The 22,666-nt window shown below is 60.3% G+C and carries 19 protein-coding genes; 8 read left to right on the top strand and 11 right to left on the bottom strand.

All coding sequences use genetic code 11. From position 1 onward, the window contains the following. Positions 1 to 99 precede the first annotated feature (99 nt). From LUB09_RS02635 to LUB09_RS02625, 3 genes are read right to left on the bottom strand one after another with little or no spacing between them, the layout of a single operon-like run. Positions 100 to 6,015, bottom strand: a complete 5,916-nt coding sequence (locus tag LUB09_RS02635) for a dermonecrotic toxin domain-containing protein (protein ID WP_231421540.1) — start codon at positions 6,013 to 6,015, stop codon at positions 100 to 102. A gap of 55 nt (positions 6,016 to 6,070) precedes the next feature. After that, a complete protein-coding gene (locus LUB09_RS02630; protein WP_231421538.1) occupies positions 6,071 to 6,667 on the bottom strand; it encodes a tRNA-uridine aminocarboxypropyltransferase in 597 nt (198 codons plus the stop codon). Positions 6,668 to 6,670: 3 nt separating this feature from the next. After that, the gene (locus tag LUB09_RS02625) at positions 6,671 to 7,567 is read right to left on the bottom strand and encodes a LysR family transcriptional regulator (protein ID WP_209983570.1); all 897 of its coding nucleotides are present in this window, start codon (positions 7,565 to 7,567) and stop codon (positions 6,671 to 6,673) included. A 152-nt stretch (positions 7,568 to 7,719) separates the two neighbouring features. Between LUB09_RS02625 and speB the strand changes: the two genes are divergently transcribed. Both speB and LUB09_RS02615 read left to right on the top strand, forming a co-directional pair. Beyond that, complete coding sequence (gene speB, locus LUB09_RS02620; protein ID WP_231421536.1) at positions 7,720 to 8,670, top strand: agmatinase; 951 nt, start codon at positions 7,720 to 7,722, stop codon at positions 8,668 to 8,670. Positions 8,671 to 8,798: 128 nt separating this feature from the next. After that, complete coding sequence (locus tag LUB09_RS02615) at positions 8,799 to 10,181, top strand: sodium:solute symporter (protein WP_231421534.1); 1,383 nt, start codon at positions 8,799 to 8,801, stop codon at positions 10,179 to 10,181. Positions 10,182 to 10,236: 55 nt separating this feature from the next. Here LUB09_RS02615 and LUB09_RS23855 read toward each other — a convergent pair whose 3' ends face one another. The 4 genes from LUB09_RS23855 to LUB09_RS02600 all read right to left on the bottom strand — a co-directional run bounded on the left by LUB09_RS23855 (position 10,237) and on the right by LUB09_RS02600 (position 13,451). Then, a complete protein-coding gene (locus LUB09_RS23855; RefSeq protein ID WP_015372621.1) occupies positions 10,237 to 10,359 on the bottom strand; it encodes a PA1414 family protein in 123 nt (40 codons plus the stop codon). A 162-nt stretch (positions 10,360 to 10,521) separates the two neighbouring features. Continuing rightward, a complete protein-coding gene (locus LUB09_RS02610) occupies positions 10,522 to 11,964 on the bottom strand; it encodes an NCS1 family nucleobase:cation symporter-1 (protein ID WP_231421533.1) in 1,443 nt (480 codons plus the stop codon). Between the two features lie 198 nt (positions 11,965 to 12,162). Next, positions 12,163 to 12,561 (bottom strand): DUF2177 family protein, encoded by a 399-nt coding sequence (locus LUB09_RS02605; protein WP_231421531.1) that lies wholly within the window; start codon positions 12,559 to 12,561, stop codon positions 12,163 to 12,165. A 53-nt stretch (positions 12,562 to 12,614) separates the two neighbouring features. Continuing rightward, the gene (locus LUB09_RS02600) at positions 12,615 to 13,451 is read right to left on the bottom strand and encodes a CvfB family protein (protein WP_231421529.1); all 837 of its coding nucleotides are present in this window, start codon (positions 13,449 to 13,451) and stop codon (positions 12,615 to 12,617) included. Positions 13,452 to 13,774: 323 nt separating this feature from the next. On the opposite strand from LUB09_RS02600, the gene LUB09_RS02595 reads away from it, so the two are divergent. The 3 genes from LUB09_RS02595 (at position 13,775) to LUB09_RS02585 (ending at position 15,812) form a co-directional block, all read left to right on the top strand. Continuing rightward, positions 13,775 to 13,954 (top strand): hypothetical protein, encoded by a 180-nt coding sequence (locus LUB09_RS02595; RefSeq protein ID WP_003193095.1) that lies wholly within the window; start codon positions 13,775 to 13,777, stop codon positions 13,952 to 13,954. Positions 13,955 to 14,160: 206 nt separating this feature from the next. Next, positions 14,161 to 14,883 carry a TorF family putative porin gene (locus LUB09_RS02590; RefSeq protein ID WP_209983583.1) on the top strand — a complete coding sequence of 241 codons (723 nt, stop codon included), beginning with the start codon at positions 14,161 to 14,163 and terminating at the stop codon, positions 14,881 to 14,883. 65 nt (positions 14,884 to 14,948) lie between these two features. Beyond that, the gene (locus LUB09_RS02585; protein WP_231421526.1) at positions 14,949 to 15,812 is read left to right on the top strand and encodes a DUF6279 family lipoprotein; all 864 of its coding nucleotides are present in this window, start codon (positions 14,949 to 14,951) and stop codon (positions 15,810 to 15,812) included. 113 nt (positions 15,813 to 15,925) lie between these two features. Here LUB09_RS02585 and LUB09_RS02580 read toward each other — a convergent pair whose 3' ends face one another. Both LUB09_RS02580 and LUB09_RS02575 read right to left on the bottom strand, forming a co-directional pair. After that, positions 15,926 to 16,327 (bottom strand): transcriptional regulator, encoded by a 402-nt coding sequence (locus tag LUB09_RS02580; RefSeq protein ID WP_209983587.1) that lies wholly within the window; start codon positions 16,325 to 16,327, stop codon positions 15,926 to 15,928. 183 nt (positions 16,328 to 16,510) lie between these two features. Continuing rightward, positions 16,511 to 17,857 carry a DEAD/DEAH box helicase gene (locus LUB09_RS02575; protein WP_003230485.1) on the bottom strand — a complete coding sequence of 449 codons (1,347 nt, stop codon included), beginning with the start codon at positions 17,855 to 17,857 and terminating at the stop codon, positions 16,511 to 16,513. A 194-nt stretch (positions 17,858 to 18,051) separates the two neighbouring features. Here LUB09_RS02575 and LUB09_RS02570 point away from each other — a divergent pair, with 194 nt between their 5' ends. Beyond that, a complete protein-coding gene (locus LUB09_RS02570; RefSeq protein WP_209983589.1) occupies positions 18,052 to 19,332 on the top strand; it encodes a mechanosensitive ion channel family protein in 1,281 nt (426 codons plus the stop codon). A gap of 4 nt (positions 19,333 to 19,336) precedes the next feature. On the opposite strand, the gene LUB09_RS02565 is transcribed toward LUB09_RS02570, so the two are convergent. After that, complete coding sequence (locus LUB09_RS02565; protein ID WP_231421524.1) at positions 19,337 to 20,203, bottom strand: carboxylate/amino acid/amine transporter; 867 nt, start codon at positions 20,201 to 20,203, stop codon at positions 19,337 to 19,339. A gap of 405 nt (positions 20,204 to 20,608) precedes the next feature. Further along, positions 20,609 to 20,923, bottom strand: coding sequence for a 3-phosphoglycerate kinase (locus LUB09_RS02560; RefSeq protein WP_209983593.1), 315 nt, complete (start codon positions 20,921 to 20,923; stop codon positions 20,609 to 20,611). Positions 20,924 to 20,972: 49 nt separating this feature from the next. On the opposite strand from LUB09_RS02560, the gene LUB09_RS02555 reads away from it, so the two are divergent. Both LUB09_RS02555 and LUB09_RS02550 read left to right on the top strand, forming a co-directional pair. Further along, positions 20,973 to 21,896, top strand: a complete 924-nt coding sequence (locus LUB09_RS02555; RefSeq protein ID WP_003230476.1) for a LysR family transcriptional regulator — start codon at positions 20,973 to 20,975, stop codon at positions 21,894 to 21,896. A 178-nt stretch (positions 21,897 to 22,074) separates the two neighbouring features. After that, positions 22,075 to 22,638, top strand: coding sequence for a peptidylprolyl isomerase (locus tag LUB09_RS02550; protein WP_231421523.1), 564 nt, complete (start codon positions 22,075 to 22,077; stop codon positions 22,636 to 22,638). Positions 22,639 to 22,666 lie beyond the last annotated feature (28 nt).

Raw genomic sequence — 22,666 nt, 5'->3', positions numbered from 1 at the left:
CGCAATCCAGACTGCGGGGGCGAACATCATACCGGGAAAGGTCGGCGCGCCATATCACGCAAAGTGCGGTACTTATGCCTCAAAGATATAAGCATCAGATCAGCCAATGACAAAGTCCGTCCACTCGCGATCGGTCAACTCCGCCACCAGAGCGTTTTCGGCCGTTGCCCTGGCTGCCTGCAGGGTTTGGACATAGCGCAAGTATTCGCCCTCCGTCATTACAGCGTCTGCAACCTTGTTGCTGGCGATCTCCATCAGTCGATCATAGCCGCGCAGTGTCGTGGCAACACGGCTGCGGTATTTGCGCTTCAGAAACTCCACCCAATGCTCCCTGCTGCGCAGGTGCAGAGGCCAGTTCATGCCCACTTCTTCACGCAAGATGCTGGCGCGCAGCGTGTCTACGGAGAGGTTGTCGGGTTGTGCCAAGGGCACGTTGAAGCGTGAAGCAAGCACCAGCGGCAGATCAAGACTCGCCGCCAGAGCGATGCGATAACTGTGGATTCGCGTAAATGCCTGCCAGCGTGTCTGGCCCGGAAAATGGCGACTGACGTGCTGGCTGATGGAGTCCAACCGACGCAGCGCCCGGTAATAATGCACAAACGCCGGACCGGCGTTTTGTACGTCCGTGGCGAGCATTCGATACGGTAGCCTGAGCAATTCCAGCTCATGCAGGCTCAACAGGCAACCGTCGATTCCTCCGCTCATGTAACCATAGGGCCGCACGGAATAAATCTGCTCCCCTCCCCCGTGAGACAAAGCCTCGTCGACCAACTGCCACACCCGCCGCGTGATCGTTTCGCGCAGGGTGCGATGGCCCACATCAGCGAACAGCGGATAATCAGCGATATTCCCCAACAGCTCGAAAAAATAGTCCGCCATGGGCTGTGCCTGCAACGCCGCCCAGTCCAGTTGCCGCGCCTGGACTTCGCCAGCCGGCAGCAACGCCAACCAACGATCGGCGCGCTGATCGAAAGAGGCGGAAGGCGCCCAAAGCCCGAAATCAATGTCCGGCTGCCCCTGCCGCTCACCGATTCGGCGCAATAGCTGCCGTGCTTCGGGCGAAAGCGGGTTACCCCGCAGGTTCATCGCCCGATGAACGTCAGGGTAGATAAACAAGTCCGTCTCGGCCAATTCCCTGATCGCATTGTTGCGCAGGTCAAAACTGCGCAGTGCCTTTAGGGTCACGGCCCCCAGCGGCAAGCGGTCCAGGCCGCAATTGCGCAGGTTAAGCTCACGCAAGTGCGTCAGCGCATAGAGTGACAGCCGCCGCCCCTGGCCCAGTGGATTGACCGATAAATCAAGGTTCCTCAAACCGGTCAGCGCAGCCAGTCGATAGGTGTCCTGCAGGTTGAACCCGAGCAGGTTATTGGAAAGGTTGAGCACCGCCAGGTGAGCCATCCCGTCCAAATCCGGTAGATGACTGAGGCGGTTACCTTTGAAGGAGATCACTCGAAGCCCGGGGAAGCTTCGCAGAAACCGATCAGGTAACTCGGTCAGATAATTGCCATTGACGTTCAGCACTGTCACGTGGCCGAAATGGGCGCTCAGTGTCGGCAGGCTTGTGAGTTCCAGATCATCCAGGTTGAGCTCTTCGATAATGCCAGGCGTCAGGCCCTCCTTGGCCCAGCAACGCTGAATCCGGGCCACCGCCAGGGCCCGCGAGCGGACTGATACAGCATCGTTCGCCCCAGCCGAAGCGGCGTCGCGCCACTGCTGCAGGCCCACGTCCAGCGCGTTTCGTTCGCGCACCAGATAGTCGATCATTACAGTACGCTCATCCGTCGAATCACCCGCCTCGCGCAGCAACGCCACCATCTCATCGTCGCTCTTGGAGGGGTATAACGCGCGCAACCGACCGACTTGCTCACGGACCATCGGGCCAAGTCCTTCACGGCCGCTGAGCGGGTAACCGATGCGCCCATCAGCCAGGCGCCGTGGCGGGTTGAAGCGTGGCCGACGGTCGATGTCGAGCACCGTATCAGCGCTCTCCAACGTGTGCCGCTCGCGTTCAGCAATCGAGCGTAAAAGCTCCTCGGGCCCGGATGCGTGGGTGTAGCCCAACGCCTCGCGTTCCGCCTTCGGCAACGCTGTCAATAAAACCGTCAGGAACGGTCCAGGGCTTCCCACCGCTTTGCGCTCACCGTTGTCCAGGGGTGTGTACGCCTGGTAGTGGTGAGAAACCGGTTCAAGCATCCGCCTGAGTGCGGCGCCCTCAGGGCCGATGCTGTCAATCAGACGGCCTCTCTCCCACACCTCGACGCGCAGGTGGGCAGGCCAACCCCGAAGGTCCGGCAGCGCACGCATAATCAGCCTCGTGCTGTCCTCATTCGCCGCCAACCTGCTATACAAGCCTTCCACGGCCCGGATTCTGCGCGAGTACTCCAACGTCCGGCGAATATCCGGTGTAAGGCTCAATGGAAGATGGCCCGCCTCCAGGCTTCGCTGCTGCGCCGGGGTGATAGCGTAGACCAGATCGCTGGCAGCCCAAGCCGGCAACCCGGGAAAATACCGCTGCAGCACGCGAGCATGGGGGTTTTTCGACGGCAGCGCTTTTTTCTGACGCAGTGCCTTGTAGAAATGCCGTTCCATCTGCGCCTTGTCGATCCTCACCCGGGTTTCAAGCAACGCAACCTGCTCGGCCCGCGCGACACCTGAACGCCCAACCAGCTCATCGGCCAGATCAGGCCCGACCTCGCCCAGTACTTGATCAAAAAAATCCCGGCCCGTTTCCATACCGGTGATCACCCGCTGCTGCAGCGTGTAACGCTCGACGGTGTCCACCAGAACCGCTGGCGGGCGTTCGTTGCGCACATGCACTCTGCGCAGCATGTCCGACGTCACTGCGCTGATCTGCTGGATCTGCTCAATGGCATCCGGCGACAGCGCGCGCGCCAACGGCCCCAGACGATAAAAAGGTTGTTGCCCGTCCCAGGTCAGAGGGTTTTCCCCTTCATGGCGCCAGGCACCGTTGCCATTGTGGGTCAATACAGGGGAATACGCGTCATTCAAGGACGGATGCTGAACGCGCCAGGCTCCGAGCACCTCATCGTTGAAGACCTTGAAATACTCACCTTCGATGAACAGGTAGTGATCCGTTCCCCGTCGGTAAAGGCCCAATGCGTCGGGTTCGGGGGAAATACCGGTGGTGTCGGTGGTAACCGCGTAATGCTGAATTTCACCTCGACAGGGGTAAAACGATCCGTCAGGCATACGGTTGCGCAGCATTGCATGGGCGACCTGATGACGTAGATCGGCGATGCCTTGCGCACTCAACCCCAACTGCAGCCTGTCCCCTTCCGAAAGCTGACTGACGATCGCTTCATAAAAGCTGTCAGTTCCACTCAATGTCGCTCCGGTGCGTAACTGATGATGGTTGTACGCTGCAAAACGCCCACGCAACTGATCAATGACGACCACATTGCGATCCGCTGGTCCCCTGGACACGTAGGGAACCGCTTGCCCTGCGGGGCTGACCACCAATCGTTGGCCGGTCAGGTCGCGCAGCACAGCATCGGCAAACTCGAAGGCCCAGTTGCAGGTTTGTCGGTCGAAGCGTCGCCCATGAAACAACCCATCGATGATCTTTTCCCGGCGAGCCACCACCCGGGCAGCGCGCAACGCCAGGTAAAGCGCCTCGGGTTGCAATTGCGACGCCAGCAACTGGGCCTGTTGATGCTCGGAAAGCGGATGCTCGCGCAATACCTCGAGCAAACGCGCCAAGCTAATGTCGGGGTGCAGCGCGCGCAATTGGGTAATCACGGCGGGAACCGGCGTGTCCAGGGTGACGCGATCGGGCAGCAAGGCGTGTACCGCCACGCTGGCCCCGCTCGCCGCAGAGCGGCTGAACTCGGCAAACCGCGTGAGTGCTTCAAACAGATCCGGTTTCAGGGCCCTGGCTTGCAGGGCCAGTTGTTGACCAAGCGCGTGTTCGCCCGCCGGAAAGTGCTCAGGCAGCAACTCGATGATGGCGTTGGGCAAATGGGCAGTGAACTGTTGCGGCGTGCCGTAGGCGAACTGATGGTTTTCCAGTGCAGTCACGCTGACCACGGCGGTCGTCTGAACGAAGCCGCCCTTGCTGTAGCGTCGTACTTCCACGCCCTGCTGGTTGGCAACACTCAGCGCGATGTCCGCCGGCCAGGCTGGCAGCTGGGTGAGCAACGGAGCGAGCACGTCAACGGCTTCAACCGGCACGGTACGCGTGGGGTCGACTCCCTCGCCAACCCAGTCGATCAGCCGGTCAGCCTGGAACCGCTCAACGGCGTCGACCAGTGAAGCCGAGGGTTGCGCTCCGGCCCAAACCTGCTCCAGCGTCTCCTGCGAGGTGGTACTGCTCACAAGGATCACCTGCATCTCACGGGCTGGCGCGTCCGAACCGAGCATGGCCTCCAGCACCTTGGGGGCGGTTGGCTCGCGATGTTCAGTGACGCCACGCGCTTCGGACAATCGCCGATACAGGCGCTGATGACGACGCTGCACGCTTTTAGCCAGGGGCGTGTGCAAGCGACCGCTGATAAGCAGATCAGCCAGGTCCGCGAAGCCCTGGAGCAAGTCGCCCGGCTCACCTTGTATCGCCTGACTGCCGCCCTCGACCAGCGCTTGCTCCAGCGCCACGAACATCGCAATGGTGCGCACCCGCCCCAGGCCTTTCAAGGCCCCCGGCACGGGAATCAAGAGCACATTGAGGATTTCGAGGGCCAGGGTCTTGAACACCTCAAGCAGCGTCGTCATGAAGCCCGGCGTTTGATGGGCCATTTCCTGCAGGTTGGCTCGACACCGCTTGATGTAGAAGTCACTGAGGCTTACGACCGGCACTTTCTCTACGGTATTTCTGACGTAGCCGATCCTTCCGACCGTATCGACTGGCGGGATGGCCTTAGCCAACCGGTAAACCAAATAAGTGGCCCCTTCAAAGTCGGTGGGCGCCGGTGTGACCTTGGCGATTCGCTTCAGACGCGCACAGTCGCGCAGCGACATTATCGGGTACAGCCAATCGACGTTTCCCTGTCGGAAGGCGCTATCAAAGACCACTCGGAAATGATCGCAAGCTCTGCGGTGACTCTGAAAATGACGCAGGGCGCCCCCCGGCCGGCTGGGGAAAAAACTGAACGCGCCCTTGCAGCCAACGACCGAAAACACCAGGTGGGGGATGTTCAACCGGTCGCCTGGCGGCGTACCCACGTAGTGCCCGGTAAGTCCTATGGGCTGAGGTATCCAGCTCGCATTGTCGACACCGTGGGGGATAAACAGCAGCATTTCCTCCTTCGATCCCCAGCTTGCCTTACCGCTCAACGCACGCTGGATCCATTGATATTTTTCTCGGTCAATGCCGCTGGTGACGGTGGTTCTCAGCGCTTCTATCAGCGCGAAAGCAAACTCAGCCGTCGCCAGCGCCGTCACACTGCTACCCAGTGAGCCCGTGGGTTTCAGCGCATCGTCGAGTCGTTGGCGCAACTGCTCGCCCAGATTGAGCCTGCGCACCAGCGCGATGAATTCAGCGGCCGTGGCCATGACGTGGGTATCCAGGTAACTGGCATCCGCCAGGCCGGTACGGCCAGGGTAGCTCCACCCGGTCAGGCCGTCATAATTGAGGCAGGCAGCGTCCCACAGGCTGAGGCTGGCGACCTTGACTACGCCTTCGGCTGCACGCCGCACGCGCTGTTCAGGTGGCAGGTAGCGGGTATAAATGCGCGCGTTGACCGGATCGATATCCTGTCCGGTCAAGGCCTGCAACTCGGCGCGTAACAACGCCATGGCCTGCTGCTCAAATGCGTGAGTCAGGTCCCTGACGCTTGTCTCCATGCTGCGTTGTGCATCAATACAGGCTTGTTGCAGGCGCACATAGTCGTGCTTTTCCTGGTCGTTGAGTCCGCCAAAAAACGCGTCGAACCTGATTCGCAGAACATCCAGGTTTTGCAGGGCAGACCATTGCGCACGCGTCATCAATGGCGCGCGGCGCTCAGCCATGAATTCGGCCAACGGGTCAGTGGGCGCAGGGGGGTGAGAGGGCTCGGGCATTTCGGGTGTTCCTGAAAAGCCCAGCCTATCCCGTGATTGGCGCCAGGCCCGGTAGCTATGTAGCGCCGTGGTTTCTTTCGAAAACCGCTGGACCCATCGCTGCAATCTGCCCTTCGATCAGTGCCTCGAAGGGTTTGAGCAATGGCTCGAACGACTGCGGTGCTTCCAGCACCTGCAGTGCCTGCACAATCGCCTCCACCGTCGACAACGCCCCTGGCCCCGGCGCCTTGCGCAACCGATAGCGCGACACGCCGCCCTCGGCCAGGGTGACCCGTGGCAATGCCGCCAGCAACGGGTTGAGGTGCAGCAGCTTGCGCGCCTTGCGCCAGGTGCCATCGGGCACCACCAGCAACAGCGGCTGATCGCTCGGCGCATAGGCCTGCAACGGCTGGGCATCGTCGCCCGGAAACAACAGGCGTGCCTGATATCCGGGCGGGCTCAACAAGGTCGCCAGATCATCGAACACCTCGCCCACACGCAGCTGCGCGTTATTCAGACCCAATGCCGCGAGGCGCGCGGTATTGAGCGCATGGTTGACCTCGCTCGGGTGCTGCAACAGCAACACGCGGGTGCGGCTGTCCAGACTGGGGATCAGCGCGCACAGGCAATGGCTGGCAGGCCTGAGGCAACGGGAACATTGGGGTCTGGACATGATTTATCGGGCCTGGTTGAGCTGCGCCTTGAGCAGGTCGCGGAAAGTCTGGATCAGCGGCTCGCGGCTGCGACCGCGGCGTATGATCATCGAGAACGGCGCCTGGTAACCGAAGGTCGCGGGCAACAGCACGCGCAGGTCACCCTTGTCGGCCCACGCCTGGGCATAGTGTTCGGGCAGGTAACCGATATAGGCACCGGACAGCACCAGGATCAGCTGCGCTTCCATGCTTTCCACGGTGGCGGCGCTGTGCTTGAAGCCGTGACGCGCCAGCTCCGCCTGGCTCCAGTAACCGCGCCCGACCATGCGCTGCTGGGTGATCAGCTGTTCGGGGATACGCCGCTCGCTGAACAGGGGATGACGCGTGCTGCAATACAACCAGTGCTGCTCGCGGTACAGCGGCATGTAGATCAGCCCGCTCATACGGGTGGAGAAAGCGCCAATGGCCAGGTCAAGACGATTGTCCTGCACGCCGAGCTGCAGTTCATAGGGGCTCATTACCGACAAGTGCAGGTGCACCGCAGGGTGTTCGAGGCTGTAGGCGCCGATCACTTCTGCGAACGGCAGGGCCTTGTCGCTGACCGTGGAGTCGAGCACGCCAAGTCTGAGCGTGCCCCGCAATTCACCCTTCAGCGCGGCGGCGTATTGCTCGAAGCCTTCCAGTTCGCCAAGCAGGCGCAGGGTTTCCTGATGAAACAGTTCGCCTTTGCTGGTGAGGCTGAACCCGCCCCGGCCACGATGGCACAGCACCAGGCCCAACGCCGCTTCCAGCTGGCTCATGTAGGTGGAAATGGCCGAGGTGGACAAGTTGAGTTCGTGCTGGGCAGTGGCAAACCCCTGATGCCGCACGACGCTGACGAAGATGCGCAGGAGTTTCAGGTCGGGCAAGGCGCTGGCCATGGAGTCTCCAGAGGCACACACAATCGAGCGAGTTTAACCGCCGGCATCAGTTTAGAAAAATCTGAACTAAGTATTTGCCGCTGGCGATTCTTCCCCTCGCTGGCTTTTCGCAGAATCGGCCCCCTGACACACTAAAACGATGAGGCACTCCCGTGGACAAGATTTTCCATCAACCACTGGGCGGCAACGAAATGCCGCGCTTCGCCGGCATCGCCACCATGATGCGCCTGCCGCACCTGCCAACGGCCAGAGGTCTGGATGCCGCTTTTGTCGGCGTGCCGCTGGATATCGGCACCTCGCTGCGCGCCGGCACCCGCTTCGGGCCGCGTGAAATCCGCGCCGAGTCGGTGATGATCCGCCCCTACAACATGGCCACCGGCGCCGCACCGTTCGATTCGCTGTCGGTAGCGGACATCGGCGACGTGGCGATCAATACCTTCAACCTGCTGGACGCTGTGCGCATCATCGAACAAGCCTACGATGACATCCTCGAACACAGCGTGATTCCCCTGACCCTGGGCGGCGATCACACCATCACGCTGCCGATCCTGCGGGCAATCCACAAGAAATACGGCAAGGTCGGGCTGGTGCACATCGATGCCCACGCCGACGTCAACGACCATATGTTCGGCGAGAAAATCGCTCACGGCACCACCTTCCGCCGCGCTGTCGAGGAAGGCCTGCTCGACTGCGACCGCGTGGTGCAGATCGGCCTGCGTGCCCAGGGCTATACCGCCGAAGACTTCAACTGGAGCCGCAAGCAGGGCTTTCGCGTAGTGCAGGCCGAAGAATGCTGGCACCACTCACTCGCGCCGTTGATGGACGAAGTACGCGAGAAAGTCGGCGGCGGCCCGGTGTACCTGAGTTTCGACATCGACGGCATCGACCCGGCCTGGGCGCCCGGCACCGGCACCCCGGAAATCGGCGGGCTGACCACCATCCAGGCGATCGAAATCATCCGCGGCTGCCAGGGCCTCGACCTGATTGGTTGTGATTTGGTAGAAGTTTCACCGCCCTACGACACCACCGGCAACACCTCGTTGCTGGGCGCCAACCTGCTGTACGAGATGCTCTGCGTGCTGCCTGGCGTGGCACGCCGCTGATGAGTGCACTCGTGCACTGACTGCCAACGGGGCCGTAGACCTCGAGGCACCTGATTCTTGCTTTGCGTATTTGCGCAGCCGTCTGCCGCCAGCTCGCCCACAAAAAATATAATCGGAGAACCGCCGTCATGGCTTTGGATTTATTCGTCGTACTCATCTACGCCGCCGGCATGCTCGTGCTCGGCTATTACGGCATGCGCCGTGCCAGGACCCATGAAGATTACCTGGTGGCCGGGCGCAACCTGGGCCCGTCGCTGTACATGGGCACCATGGCCGCCACGGTGCTGGGCGGCGCGTCCACCGTCGGCACCGTGCGCCTGGGTTACGTACACGGCATCTCCGGCTTCTGGCTGTGCGCTGCGCTGGGCATGGGGATCATTGCGCTGAACCTGTTCCTGGCCAAGCCGCTGCTCAAGCTGAAGATATTCACCGTCACCCAGGTTCTGGAAAAGCGCTACAACCCCATGGCACGGCAGGCCAGCGCGGTGATCATGCTGGCCTACGCGGTGATGCTGGGCGTGACGTCGGTGCTGGGGATCTGCACCGTGCTGCAGGTCTTGTTCGGCCTGCCCTTCTGGAGTTCATTGTTGCTGGGCGGTGGTGTGGTGGTGGTGTACTCGACCATCGGCGGCATGTGGTCGCTGACGCTGACCGACATTGTGCAGTTCGTGATCAAGACCGTCGGCCTGATGTTCATCCTGCTGCCGATCTGCCTGTACCGCGTCGGTGGCTGGGATGAACTGGTGAACCGCCTGCCCCCTTCGAGCTTCAGCTTCACGGCAATCGGCTGGGACACGATCATCACCTACTTCATGATCTACTTCTTCGGCATCCTGATCGGCCAGGACATCTGGCAGCGAGTGTTCACAGCGCGTGACGCGAAGGTCGCCCAATACGCCGGCACATTCGCCGGCTTCTACTGCATCCTCTACGGCCTGGCCTGCGCCCTGATCGGCATGGCGGCGCATGTGCTGATCCCCGACCTGGATAACGTCAACAACGCATTTGCCGCCATCGTCAAACTGTCGCTGCCGGACGGCATTCGCGGCCTGGTGATCGCTGCGGCGCTGGCGGCGATGATGTCGACCGCCAGCGCCAGCCTGCTCGCGGCCTCCACCGTCCTCACCGAAGACCTGCTGCCACGCCTGCGCGGCGGCAGGCAGTCGAGCCTGGGCATCAACCGTTTGTTCACCTTACTGACCGGGGCGGCAGTGCTGGCTATCGCGTTGATGGTCAGCGATGTGATCAGCGCGCTGACCCTGGCCTATAACCTGCTGGTGGGCGGCATGCTGATCCCGCTGATGGGGGCGATTTTCTGGAAACGTTCGACCACATCGGCGGCCATTGCCTCCATGACGTTGGGCTTTTTGACCGCACTGGTGTTCATGTTCAAAGATGGGCTGGATGCGAACACGCCGATCTACTACAGCCTGGGGGTGGGTTTGGTGACTTTTGTGGGGATGAGTGCGTTGTCGCGTAAACCGCAGGCGGCTGCGGTTCGCGTGGTTTAACCACGAGCACAACGTAAATGTGGGAGCGGGCTTGCTCGCTCCCACACATTAATGCTTAGCGGCGACGCGGACGACGCTGCTCGTCATCGGTGCGGATCGGCACCGGTTGCAGGGGTGGCTCGATCAAACCGAGTGCCACGCCGAGGTCATGGAGCCAGTTGTGGATTTTCTCTTTCATGGTTGCCCCCCTTGAGGGTGTGCGAGTCGGCGGATATATGTCGCCGTTTCCTACACTGATAGTAGCCCTAAGTCCTACGTAATGCTTGAACGAAACCACAACTAACTATTACTGAATGGATCCGAATCCTGACGCTTCGTTCAAGCTATCACACGCTGAGGGTTAGCCCGCAACTATCGGGGCGCCAACCCTTACCTGCTCACGGCGCGCCAGTATCAGAAAAAACAGCCCGCCCAGGAAGCACCCGGTGAACCAGGCAAAGTTGGCCATCCCCTGCAATGCCGGCGTGAAGGTGATCGCCACCCCCACCAGCGTCGCTGGCACCAGCGCTTTTACCGCCGTCCAGTTCACTCCGCCGTCGAAGTAATAGCGCCCGCTCGGGCTATCATCGAACAGGGCATCCACGTCGATTTTCTGTTTTTTGATCAGGTAGAAGTCCACCAGCAGAATCCCGAACAGCGGTCCGATGAATGCCGCGAGGATATCCAGGGTGTAGTGGATCATCAGCGGGTTGTTGAACAGGTTCCATGGCGTGATGAAGATCGACGCCACTGCAGCGATCATTCCGCCGGCGCGCCAGCTGATTTTGCTCGGCGCGACATTGGCGAAATCGAATGCCGGGGATACGAAATTGGCGACGATATTGATACCGATGGTCGCGGTGACAAAGGCAAAGGCGCCCAGCAGTACGGCCATGTCATTGTCGATGCGCGAGACGGTGGCGATCGGATCATGCAGCATTTCGCCAAACACCGGCAAAGTCCCCGAGACGATCACCACGGTCACCAGGGAGAACGCCAGGAAGTTTACCGGCAGCCCCCAGAAGTTGCCGCGCCGCACATCCTGCATGCTGCGGCAGTAACGGCTGAAATCGCCAAAGTTCAGTGTTGGCCCGGAGAAGTAAGACACCACCAGCGCAGTCGCCACGATCACCTGACCGAATGCCTGCCAGCCCGACAGGGACTTTTCGGCCAGGGTAAAGCTGATGTTGCTCCAGCCCGCTTTCCACACGATCCAGCCCGCCAGGGCGAACATCACCGCATACACCACCGGCCCCGCCCAATCGATAAAACGACGGATCGACTCCATCCCGGCCCAGAACACCGCCGCCTGCAACACCCACAACGTCAGGAAACCAAACCAGCCCAGGTAAGACAGGCCCGCGAAGTGCGGCTCTGCATATACCGCCATCTGTGGGAAAAAGCGCAGCACCACAATGATCAAGGCACTGGACGCCAGGTACGTCTGAATGCCGTACCACGCCACCGCAATCAGGCCGCGAATCACTGCGGGAATATTTGCCCCGAATACGCCGAATGCCAGCCGGCAGATCACCGGGTACGGCACCGCAGCCTGCTGACTCGGCCTGGCGACGAGGTTGGCGATCAACTGCACGATACAAATGCCGGCCAGCAACGCGATCAGCACCTGCCAACTGGCCAGGCCCAGCGCAAACAGGCTGGCGGCGAACACGTAGCCGCCGACGCTGTGCACATCGCTCATCCAGAAGGCGAAGATGTTGTACCAGGTCCATTTCTGCGGCAGCGGGCCCAGGTCCTGGTTGTACAGGCGTGGGCTGTAGCCTTTGGGCAATTGTTCGGTCATCGCTTGGCTCCTCGAAATACCGGCCTGCGCATCCGTAACAGGGTGCATACGGGAGGCGGCATGGTTTGTATACGAGGTAGTCAGCAGATTGCGTGCCAATAGCACACAATCCCTCTGGAACGGCGCTCCAAAGGGGTACATGGCGCTTCAGCTGCGGGAGCCGCGCTCAACAACGGTGCAGATCAATCCTGTACACAATCACCGGTGCACTCGTTGTGCACACAGGTACCCTACCGTGCAACAGGTTGCCGTCAGGAAGGTGCCCCAGGCCATATCCATCAGCGCAAGCCCGGCGGACCAACCCTGCAAGGTGGCCCAGTTGCTCAGGTCGTACGTGCCGTAGGCCACCAGTCCGAGCAAGGCGCCCATGCGCGCGGCGCGCTGCCAGCTCGCGCTGGGCAGCACCACGAACACCACGCAACCAATGACGTAGAGAACATAGAACAGCACAGCGGGCAGCACGCGCGGCTGATCAAGCATCAGCGAACCGAGCAGGGATTTGTAGGTAGGCCCCATGAGCACGCCAAGCCACAGGCCGTCGAGAATCAGAAAGGCAACGAGGGTGCCGAGGCAGGCAAACAGCGTTTTCTTGGACATCACGAAGGACCTTGTAGGAGCGAGTGTGCGCCTACAGCTAGAGCAAACCGCGCTCAGCTTAGTTCAATGCGATCCGCGTGAATCACGATCTGGCCCTGTTTATAGAGCGCACCAATCGCCTTCTTGAAGTTGCCCTTGCTCACGCCGAACAAGTTGCTGATAACCGCAGGATCACTTTTATCGCTGACCGGCAACGTGCCGTTGTTGTCGCGCAACTTGGCGAGAATCTTCGAGTTGAGGCTCGACGCCGCTTCCTGGCCGACCGGCTGCAGGCTCAGGCTGATGTTGCCATCGGCGCGAATTTCCTTGATGAAACCCTTCTCTTCCTTGCCGGGGCGCAGGAACTTGAACACCTCATTCTTGTGAATCAGGCCCCAGTGTTTGTTGTTGATGATCGCCTTGAAACCCATGTCGGTCGCTTCAGCCACCAGCAGGTCGACTTCCTGGCCCACCTGGTAATTGGCCGGCGTCTTGTCGAGGTAGCGGTCGAGGCGTGCGGTGGCGGTAATGCGCCGGGTGTGTTTGTCGAGGTAGACGTGCACCACGCAGTATTCACCAGCGGTCAACTGGCGTTTTTCTTCCGAATACGGCAGCAACAGATCCTTGGGCAGCCCCCAATCGAGGAACACACCAATACTATTCACTTCAACGACTTTCAAACTGGCGAATTCGCCAACCTGAACTTTGGGTTTTTCCGTCGTGGCGATAAGTTTGTCATCGCTGTCCAGATAAATGAAAACGTTAAGCCAGTCTTCATCTTCACTGGGAATATCCTTGGGGATATACCGATTGGGCAAGAGGATTTCGCCATCCTGCGCACCGTCCAGGTACAAACCAAAGTGAGTGTGTTTAACCACTTGCAAGCTGTTGTAGCGCCCGACTAAAGCCATTTCCAAATACCCTCATTACGTGGGCGGCATTCTACCCGAGTTGAGACCGGCACGCGCGTGGCCCTCGAAAATCGCGGGCAGGCATGGCGTTCCACTGGCGCAGCCCGCTCGTCTGATCACTTCGCTGGATGCTGGCGCGCTACCTGGCACCGTCCAGCCTGTTGATTCTATTTAAAACAGTAAGTTAGCCATTTAATTCAGGGATTAATGGGCCTCCATTACCAGCCTGACACTCAGCCTCCTGGGGATATTTGCCAAGCAATTGTCAAGTATTTCCTGTACTATGCCTGGCCAAGTTAATTCTCTACAGGTTAGTGGCCGCCATGCGTGTAAAAGCATCCAACAGCAAAGCAAAGCCAGCTCCCGCCGTTGAAACCAGCGAATCGATCAACAGCCAGATTGCTGCTTTCCTCAAGTCCGGCGGCGAAATCCAGCAAATTGCCAAGGGCGTGAGCGGCCAGACTTTCGGCCCGTCCAAGCAGATCAGCCTGGGCAAGAAGTAACACCCGCGCAGCACATCTGGTCCCTACGCGTCTTGTCCTCAAGGCGCTAGGACTGGAATCCGAGACACCCTCCTGCTTTACCTCAAACTGCGCTAATCGACGAACGGGCCTCATCGCCGATCATTCGCCGTTATGCTTGCACACGTCTAGCACGGGCATCTGCCCGATTTCGTCCGTCCTGCTCCTCGCTTTTCATGGAGTGAAGCATGTTCAAACCATGCATTTTTCTGGTCAGCGCCCTGATCGCCAGCCCGCTCGCCGAAGCGCAGATATTTCAGCGCGAATGGGGAGACTTCGACCTCAAGTTGGGCACCACGCCCAGCCGCTCCATGGCTCAGGGCTTGGTCAAGCCCACCTCGCCCGGCAGCGACTCATTCCACGGCGGCCTGGATTTAAGCCACAACAGCGGCCTGTACTTTGGTCAATTTTCGCCGAATATGGGGCTATCGTCCTCCCGCGACCTCGAAGTCGATTCGTACATGGGCTTCAAACACCCTTTCGATCAGACCCTGGGCTACGAAGTCGGCCTGATCCACTACAGCTACCCCACGCTCAGCCCCCTCGACAGCCAGGAGTTCTACGGCGGCCTCAACCTGCTCGGCAACCGTTTCGGCGCTTCCTTCAGCAACGACCCCGACCGTCAGGACAGCACGCTGTTTGCCGACCTCACCGGCACCCAGCCCTTCGGCATCGGTGTCAGCATGAAGTACACCACCCATCAACTCGGCACCCCGGTCGCGGTGGACAACGGCTCGATCCGCAGCTTCAGTGACTGGTCGGTACAGTTTTCCAGGGCATGGAAAGGCATCGATCTGGACCTGATCTACAGCGACTCCAGCCTTAGCGGCGGCGACTGTTCGGCCTACTCCGGACACAACTCGCAATGCGATGGCCTATTGACCTTGAAGGCCGCCCGCTCGTTTTATTAATGGGCTGAACTGTCGCGCCTCGCGCAGGTTCAGATACGTGAACCCCTCTGCGCAAGGACCCGCCCATGCTACGCCGGCTCAAACTTCTGGTGGTACTGCTGACGCTCGGCCTGGTGCTCGCCGGCTGCAATCGCGTGGGCCTGGCCTACCGCAATCTCGACGTGATCATCCCCTGGACCCTCAACGACTACCTGGACATGAATGCCGGGCAGAAGAGCTGGTTCAACGACACCCTCAAGCAGCACCTGGCCTGGCATTGCACCACGCAGTTGCCGGGTTATCTGGACTGGCTGGATCGCCTGCAGCAGATGGTCGATGACAATCAGGTCACCGATGCAGCGCTGCAAGCGCGCACTGTCGAAGCCAAACAGGCGATCGCCGACGTCGCGCGGGAGATCACGCCATCGGCGATTCAACTGCTGCAAGGGCTGGATGATCAACAGGTCAAGGAGATGAACGACGCCCTGGCCAAGGACCTGCGCAAACGCCAGGACGAATACCTGAAGCCGCCACTGACCCAGCAGATCAAGGAGCGCGCCGAGCGGATGAACAAGCGCCTGGATGCCTGGATGGGACCGCTCAGCGCCAGCCAGCAGAGCCGCGTGATGGCCTGGTCAACGGAACTGGGTGATCAGAACACCGCCTGGATCGGCAATCGCGCCCATTGGCAGGCCCAGCTCATCGACGCCGTGAAGCAACGCCACAGTGCCGATTTCCCACAGAAGGTGCAGCAATTACTGGTGGATCGCGAAAGCTTGTGGACGCCGGAATACCGCGCAGCCTATGCCCAGACGGAAGCGGCGGCGCGCAGCCTGATCGTGGATTTGATGGCGCAGAGTTCCGCACAACAGCGAATCAAGCTCACGCAAAAAATCGACGGTGTGCGGGGTGATTTCAAAGCATTGAAGTGCCTGAAGGCTGCCAACTGATAACCATGTGTGGGGTGGGGTTTGCTAACGATTGCGGGTGTCGGTCAGCCTATTGATGACTGACCTACCGCTATCGGGAGCAAGCCCACTCCCACATGGGTCGGGCATGACCTTCAGATCGCACCACCGGCAATCGCGGCTTGGGAAGCCACTTTTTCGAAAGTTGCCTCATCCAGCGCATCTACCTGTTCGTCGAGGACCTGGCGCGTATCGCGTTCGCCGGGAATTGCACTGTCGATCAACGACAGCAGGCTCGAACCCCGCGGCGTCAAAATGAAATTCTCGCCATTGCCACCCTCTGCCTCCGGGCGCGATTCAATGAACCCGCGCTTGAGCAACAGCGCTTCATAATCCGCAGCGGTTTCTTTCAGCGCATCAAGGTTGCCGGCCGATTCGCCCGCCATGGCCTTGCCAGCAGCTTCCTGCGCGGCGTATTTGCGCGGAGCAAAGCTGCCCTCGCCGTTCTGCACTTCGTGCAGCAAACGTTCGATCAGATCCCAGTTGTAAGTCGTCATCCTGATTCCTCCTGCAGGCCGTTGAAAAGTAGCCCGTAAAAGCTGTGACCCACAGCATCACTCTGCGTTCAGCCGAATGGACAGACGCCATTTTCCTGAAGTTTCCAGACGTTCCCGGCGCCAGGCGCACATCATCGCGCATAAAAAAACCGGACATTGTCCGGTTTTTTTGTTGCCTGCGCGTTATTCCGCAGCCGGCGCTTCCGGCTTGCGACGTTTGAGCGGGGCCATGCCATCCTTGCTGACGAGGGACAGATTGTCGGTCTTCGGGCGATTGGCAATCTTGCGCTTGGTCGGCGACTTGGCGCCGGCTTTCTTCTTGTCGCCCTTGGCGTCGGTCTTTTTCTTCTTCACGCCAACAGCCTTGCCCGATGCCTTGACCTTCTTCGGCCCGGTGTAAGTGCCTTTGACTTCCTTGATAGTGCGGCGCTCGAACGACTGCTTGAGGTAGCGCTCGATGCTCGACATCAGGTTCCAATCGCCGTGGCAGATCAGCGAGATCGCCAGGCCATCGTTGCCGGCACGCCCGGTGCGGCCGATACGGTGCACGTATTCGTCGCCGCTACGGGGCATATCAAAGTTGATGACCATATCCAGGCCATCCACGTCCAGGCCGCGCGCGGCGACGTCAGTGGCGACCAGAATCTTCACGCCGCCCGCCTTCAGACGGTCGATGGCCAGTTTGCGGTCCTTCTGATCTTTTTCGCCGTGCAGCACGAACGCCTTGTATTCCTGGGCCACCAGACGACCGTAGATGCGGTCGGCAGCGGCGCGGGTGTTGGTGAACACAATGGCCTTCTGATACGTCTCGTTGGCCAACAACCAGTTGAGGATCTGTTCCTTGTGCACGTTGTGGTCAGCCATGACGATCTGCTGACGCGTGGTCGCGTTCAGGTCGCTGACGTTGTTGACCTGCAAGTGCTCAGGGTTGTTCAGCACCTTGGCGACCATGTCGCGCAGGGTCGAGCCGCCGGTGGTGGCGGAGAAGAGCATGGTCTGCTGACGGTTGACGCACTCACTGACCAGACGCTGCACGTCGTCGGCAAAGCCCATGTCGAGCATGCGGTCGGCTTCGTCGAGCACCAGCACTTCGACTTCCTTGAGGTCGAGGTTACCGGCGTTGAGCTGCTCGATCATGCGGCCCGGCGTGCCGATCAGGATGTCCGGCACCTTGCGCAGCATCGCGGCCTGGACCTTGAAGTCTTCGCCGCCGGTGATCAGGCCGGACTTGATGAAGGTGAACTGCGAAAAGCGCTCCACTTCCTTCAAGGTCTGCTGGGCCAGCTCGCGGGTGGGCAGCAGGATCAGCGTCTTGATGCTGACACGCACTTTGGCCGGGCCGATCAGGCGGTTGAGAATCGGCAGGACGAAAGCGGCGGTCTTGCCACTGCCGGTTTGAGCCGTCACCCGCAGGTCACGCCCTTCGAGCGCGAGCGGAATGGCCGCTGCCTGCACAGGCGTTGGCTCGACAAATTTAAGCTCGGCCACGGCTTTGAGCAGGCGTTCGTGCAGGGCGAATTGGGAAAACACGGGTGCTACCTCGAAGAAATACAAAATATCAGCTGCATAGGGTAACGGTTTCGGGCGTCCAAACCGAGTTTCTTTACGCGAACAGTGCTAATCGGCAGCTTTTTTGTGAGTGTATTTGTCCATAGCGTCAACTTCAGCGCACTTAAATGCTCTAATCGGCCCCGTCTTGTCTTACAGAGGAATCGGCTTTACCCATGGATATCAAACAGCTGTGGCGCAACGTGCAAGATCTCTGGGGCACCCTCGACGAGCATCCGTTGCTGCATTCCAGCCTCGGCCTGCTGGTATTGCTGGTGGTGGCCCTGTTGCTCGGGCGCGTGGCACGTTACCTGATCCTGCACGCGGTCAAGCTGCTCGGCCGGCAACCGGCCCTGCACTGGCTCAACGACCTGCGGCACAACAAAGTGTTTCATCGTCTGGCGCAAATGACGCCGTCCCTGGTGATCCAGTTCGGCCTGTACCTGGTGCCGGACCTGAGCAAGACCGCCATCCTGTTTATCGGCAACGTGTCCCTGGCAATCACCATCCTGTTCATGACGCTGGCCGTGAGCGCCCTGCTCAACGCGTTGCTGGACATCTACGCGCGCACCGAACACGCCCGCACCCGCTCGATCAAGGGCTATGTGCAGTTGACGAAAATGGTGTTGTTCGTGTTTGCCGCGATCATCATCGTCGCCACCTTGATCGACCGCTCGCCGCTGTTGCTGCTGTCCGGTCTGGGTGCCATGTCGGCGGTCATCCTGTTGGTGTACAAGGACACCCTGCTGTCATTCGTCGCCAGCGTGCAGCTCACCAGCAACGACATGCTGCGCGTGGGCGACTGGATCGAGATGCCTCAGGTGGGCGCCGACGGCGATGTGGTGGACATCACCCTGCACACGGTCAAGGTGCAGAACTTTGACAAAACCATCGTCTCCATCCCCACCTGGCGTCTGATGTCGGAGTCGTTCAAGAACTGGCGCGGCATGCAGGCCTCGGGCGGGCGCCGCATCAAGCGCAGCCTGTTTATCGATGCCAGCGGCGTGCGCTTTCTGCGCGATGACGAAGAAGTGCGCATGACCCAGGTTCACCTGCTCACCGACTACATCAGCCGCAAGCAGGCCGAACTCAAGGCCTGGAACGAGGCCCAGGGCAACAGCGCGCAACTGTCGGCCAACCGTCGCCGCATGACCAACCTCGGCACCTTCCGCGCCTACGCCCTGGCCTATCTGAAAAGCCATCCGGACATTCAGCCGAACATGACCTGCATGGTGCGCCAGATGCAAACCACCGCCCAGGGCGTGCCACTGGAAATCTACTGCTTTACCCGCACCACCGCGTGGGCGGATTACGAACGGATCCAGGGGGATATTTTTGATTACCTGTTGGCGGTGTTGCCGGAATTCGGCTTGAGCCTGTATCAGCAGCCAAGCGGCAATGACCTGCGGGCAGGCGTGTTCAGCCCACTGCCTGCGCAGGAAAACAGCGCCCTCTAACGTTTCAGGGGTGAGCCGGCTCTTTGCGAATACCAAGCCGGCTGATCCACACCGCCGCCAGAATCACCAACCCACCCAACGCCAGGCGCCCCAGCGGCTCATGCTGGTTCCAGATCAGCAGGTTCAGCAACAGCCCCACCGGCACATGCAGGTTGTTGACCACCGCCAGCGTGCCGCCATTGACCAGGCACGCGCCCTTGTTCCACCAGTACATGCCCAGCGCGGTGCTGACCAGACCCAGGAACAGCAACACGCCCCACTGCAACGGCGCCTGCGGCAAAAAGTCGGCCTTGCCGAACAGCAGAAACGCCGGCAGCACCACCAGCAACGCCCCCAGATAGAAATAACCGAAACGCCGGTAGTGCGGCTGATCGCTCGGATAACGCGCCACCAAATGCTTGTACATGACCTGCCCGGCGGCGTAGGTGAAGTTGGCCAGTTGCAGCAGCAGAAAACCCATCAGGAAGTTTGGCGTGATCTGGTCGAAGCGAATCACCGCTGCGCCCGCCACCGCCACCAGTGCCGCCACCAGCGCCCACGGGTTGAAGCGCCGGTTGAGAGCATCTTCGATCAGCGTCACATGCAACGGCGTGAGGATGGTGAACAGCAACACTTCCGGCACCGTCAATACGCGAAAGCTCAGGTACAGGCAGACATAGGTCACGCCAAACTGCAACGCGCCGATCACCAGCATGCTGCGCATGAAGGCCGGCTCCACCGAGCGCCAGCGGGTCAGCGGGAGAAAGATCAAGCCGGCCAGCACCACGCGCACCAACACTGCGAAGTAGCTGTCGACGTGACCGGCGAGGTATTCGCCGATCAAGCTGAAGGAAAATGCCTGAATCAGGGTGACAATCAGTAGATAGCCCATGCGCGCCTCGTTTCGAATGGGCGGGACAGTAAAGGTTTTCGACGCTTGAAGAAACTCGGGGCAAAAAAAACCCGACCTCGCTAAAGCGGCAGTCGGGCAGGAGCACTCAGGAGCAACAATTGCAAAGGGAGGTTCGTACGCGTACTTGAAGGGTTTGCGTGGAGCCATGTAAACAGCGCGCGATTATCTGACGATTAAAGGATCAGGCGACCCGAGCAAACCGCGCCCTGATGGCCGCAGCTTTCAATGATCAGAACGTGGCATGTGTGCTTGTAGGCTCCATCTGCAAATGCTGTCAGACAATGGAATGGAGATTAACCAGGGCCCACTCGATAAAAAAGCGCAAAAAACTGCTATAACCCATCTATAAAGTTGTTTATAAGCAGAGCAAGCGCCGTCGACGCTCTATTTCGGGCTGCACGCCAGGGCAATGCGCATCTTGATGATCGCGCGGTTGAATTTGACCGTGGTGTGGGTGTTTTTACCGGCCGGCACCGTGACCGTGCGGCGGCGCGGCGATTCCGGACCGTTGGTGAAGATGACCGAACACACCGCGTCGTTGCTGCCGTAGTTGCTCAACTGGATCGAGCTGATGTCGGCGTCCACGTCCGACGCCGTGTAATCGATGCTTACGCCTTCGATTTTCTTGCTCACATCGATAGGGTAGGCAAACGCACTGATCGGCAGCAGCGCCAGCAGCACACAACACAATTTTCTCATTCGGCAGTCTCCAATAAGGACTGTCAGCTTAGGACAAGAGGAACCCATCTTGAAAGCGCCCCGCGTTACCCTTGATCAATGGCGCACGCTGCAGGCCGTGGTCGACCACGGCGGCTTCGCCCAGGCCGCCGAAGCGCTGCACCGATCGCAGTCCTCGGTGAGCTACACCGTGGCGCGCATGCAGGACCAGCTCGGCGTGCCGCTGTTGCGTATCGACGGGCGCAAGGCCGTACTCACCGACGCCGGTGAGGTGCTGCTGCGCCGTTCCCGCCAACTGGTCAAGAACGCCAGCCAACTGGAAGACCTCGCCCACCACATGGAACAAGGCTGGGAAGCCGAAGTGCGGCTGGTGGTGGATGCCGCCTACCCCAACACGCGTCTGGTGCGCGCGCTGACCGCGTTCATGCCGCAAAGCCGTGGCTGCCGCGTGCGTCTGCGTGAAGAGGTGCTGTCGGGCGTCGAAGAGCTGTTGATTGAAGGCGTGGCCGACCTCGCGATCTGCAGCTTCAGCATTGCCGGTTACCTGGGCACCGAACTGAGCGACGTGGAATTCATTGCCGTTGCCCACCCCGATCACCCCCTGCACCGCATGAATCGCGAGCTGAGCTTCCAGGACCTGGAAAGCCAGATGCAAGTGGTGATTCGCGACTCCGGGCGCCAGCAGCCGCGCGACGTGGGCTGGCTCGGCGCCGAACAGCGCTGGACCGTCGGCAGCCTGGCCACCGCTGCCTCCTTCGTGGGCAGCGGCCTGGGCTTTGCGTGGCTGCCGCGGCACCTGATCGAACGCGAAATCGCCGAGGGCGTGCTCAAGCAGCTACCCTTGGAACAGGGGGCCAGCCGCCACCCCACGTTTTATCTGTACTCGAATAAGGACAAACCCCTCGGGCCGGCCACGCAAATCCTGGTTGAATTGCTGCGCAGCTTTGACACGGCGCCGCTGGACGCGCCTTTTGCCGCGCCCAGGCAGAGCTGAAAAGGCGTTCATCCAGGGCCCAAGGCTGGGCAAACAATCACAAACATGCTTATCTCGCCCGCTTCGACGCCATTGCGCGCCGGGATCGGCAGGAACAACGCGCCAGGATGACCGGTCCTAACCCTGTCCCAGCGCCGAACACGACCACTCGACACCACCACTCAGGATCACTGACCCCATGCTGAAAAAAATTGCCTTCTTTGCCGGTTCCGTACTGTTTGCCGCCAACCTGATGGCGGCCCAGCCGGCCAAGCCCCCCCATGTGTTGATCTCCACTACCAACGGCGACATTGAAATCGAACTGGACCCGGTCAAGGCGCCGATCAGCACCAAGAACTTCCTGGCCTATGTGGACAAGGGTTTCTACACCGACACGATTTTCCACCGTGTCATTCCGGGCTTCATGGTCCAGGGCGGCGGGTTCACCCAGCAGATGTCGCAAAAGCCGACCGAAGCGCCGATCAAGAACGAAGCCAGCAACGGCCTGCATAACGTACGCGGCACGCTGGCGATGGCGCGCACCTCCAACCCGGATTCGGCCACCAGCCAGTTCTTTATCAACGTGGCCGACAACGCCTTCCTCGACCCGGGTCGCGATGCCGGTTACGCGGTATTCGCCAAAGTGGTCAAGGGCATGGACGTAGTCGACGTCATCGTCAACTCCCAGACCACCACCCAGCAAGGCATGCAGAACGTGCCAATCGACCCTGTCCGGATCAAGTCGGCCAAGCGCATCGACTAAGGTTTGCAGGGAGTTCCGTGCGCGGCCC

This window comes from Pseudomonas sp. Leaf59 (assembly GCF_920984685.1).
Lineage (GTDB): Bacteria > Pseudomonadota > Gammaproteobacteria > Pseudomonadales > Pseudomonadaceae > Aquipseudomonas.
Note: the sequence above shows the minus strand (reverse complement) of the source record. Positions and strands in the feature narration are given on the sequence as shown.

Excerpts from the sequence above, each read along its gene's own strand:
- LUB09_RS02615 (WP_231421534.1), top strand. The coding sequence starts at position 8,799 with ATGGCTTTGGATTTATTCGTCGTACTCATCTACGCCGCCGGCATGCTC.
- LUB09_RS02560 (WP_209983593.1), bottom strand. The coding sequence starts at position 20,923 with ATGAGAAAATTGTGTTGTGTGCTGCTGGCGCTGCTGCCGATCAGTGCG.
- LUB09_RS02610 (WP_231421533.1), bottom strand. The coding sequence starts at position 11,964 with ATGACCGAACAATTGCCCAAAGGCTACAGCCCACGCCTGTACAACCAG.
- LUB09_RS02635 (WP_231421540.1), bottom strand. The coding sequence starts at position 6,015 with ATGCCCGAGCCCTCTCACCCCCCTGCGCCCACTGACCCGTTGGCCGAA.
- LUB09_RS02605 (WP_231421531.1), bottom strand. The coding sequence starts at position 12,561 with ATGTCCAAGAAAACGCTGTTTGCCTGCCTCGGCACCCTCGTTGCCTTT.
- LUB09_RS02630 (WP_231421538.1), bottom strand. The coding sequence starts at position 6,667 with ATGTCCAGACCCCAATGTTCCCGTTGCCTCAGGCCTGCCAGCCATTGC.
- LUB09_RS02590 (WP_209983583.1), top strand. The coding sequence starts at position 14,161 with ATGTTCAAACCATGCATTTTTCTGGTCAGCGCCCTGATCGCCAGCCCG.
- LUB09_RS02595 (WP_003193095.1), top strand. The coding sequence starts at position 13,775 with ATGCGTGTAAAAGCATCCAACAGCAAAGCAAAGCCAGCTCCCGCCGTT.
- LUB09_RS02570 (WP_209983589.1), top strand. The coding sequence starts at position 18,052 with ATGGATATCAAACAGCTGTGGCGCAACGTGCAAGATCTCTGGGGCACC.
- LUB09_RS02550 (WP_231421523.1), top strand. The coding sequence starts at position 22,075 with ATGCTGAAAAAAATTGCCTTCTTTGCCGGTTCCGTACTGTTTGCCGCC.
- LUB09_RS02580 (WP_209983587.1), bottom strand. The coding sequence starts at position 16,327 with ATGACGACTTACAACTGGGATCTGATCGAACGTTTGCTGCACGAAGTG.
- LUB09_RS02625 (WP_209983570.1), bottom strand. The coding sequence starts at position 7,567 with ATGGCCAGCGCCTTGCCCGACCTGAAACTCCTGCGCATCTTCGTCAGC.
- LUB09_RS02565 (WP_231421524.1), bottom strand. The coding sequence starts at position 20,203 with ATGGGCTATCTACTGATTGTCACCCTGATTCAGGCATTTTCCTTCAGC.
- LUB09_RS23855 (WP_015372621.1), bottom strand. The coding sequence starts at position 10,359 with ATGAAAGAGAAAATCCACAACTGGCTCCATGACCTCGGCGTGGCACTC.
- LUB09_RS02585 (WP_231421526.1), top strand. The coding sequence starts at position 14,949 with ATGCTACGCCGGCTCAAACTTCTGGTGGTACTGCTGACGCTCGGCCTG.
- LUB09_RS02600 (WP_231421529.1), bottom strand. The coding sequence starts at position 13,451 with ATGGCTTTAGTCGGGCGCTACAACAGCTTGCAAGTGGTTAAACACACT.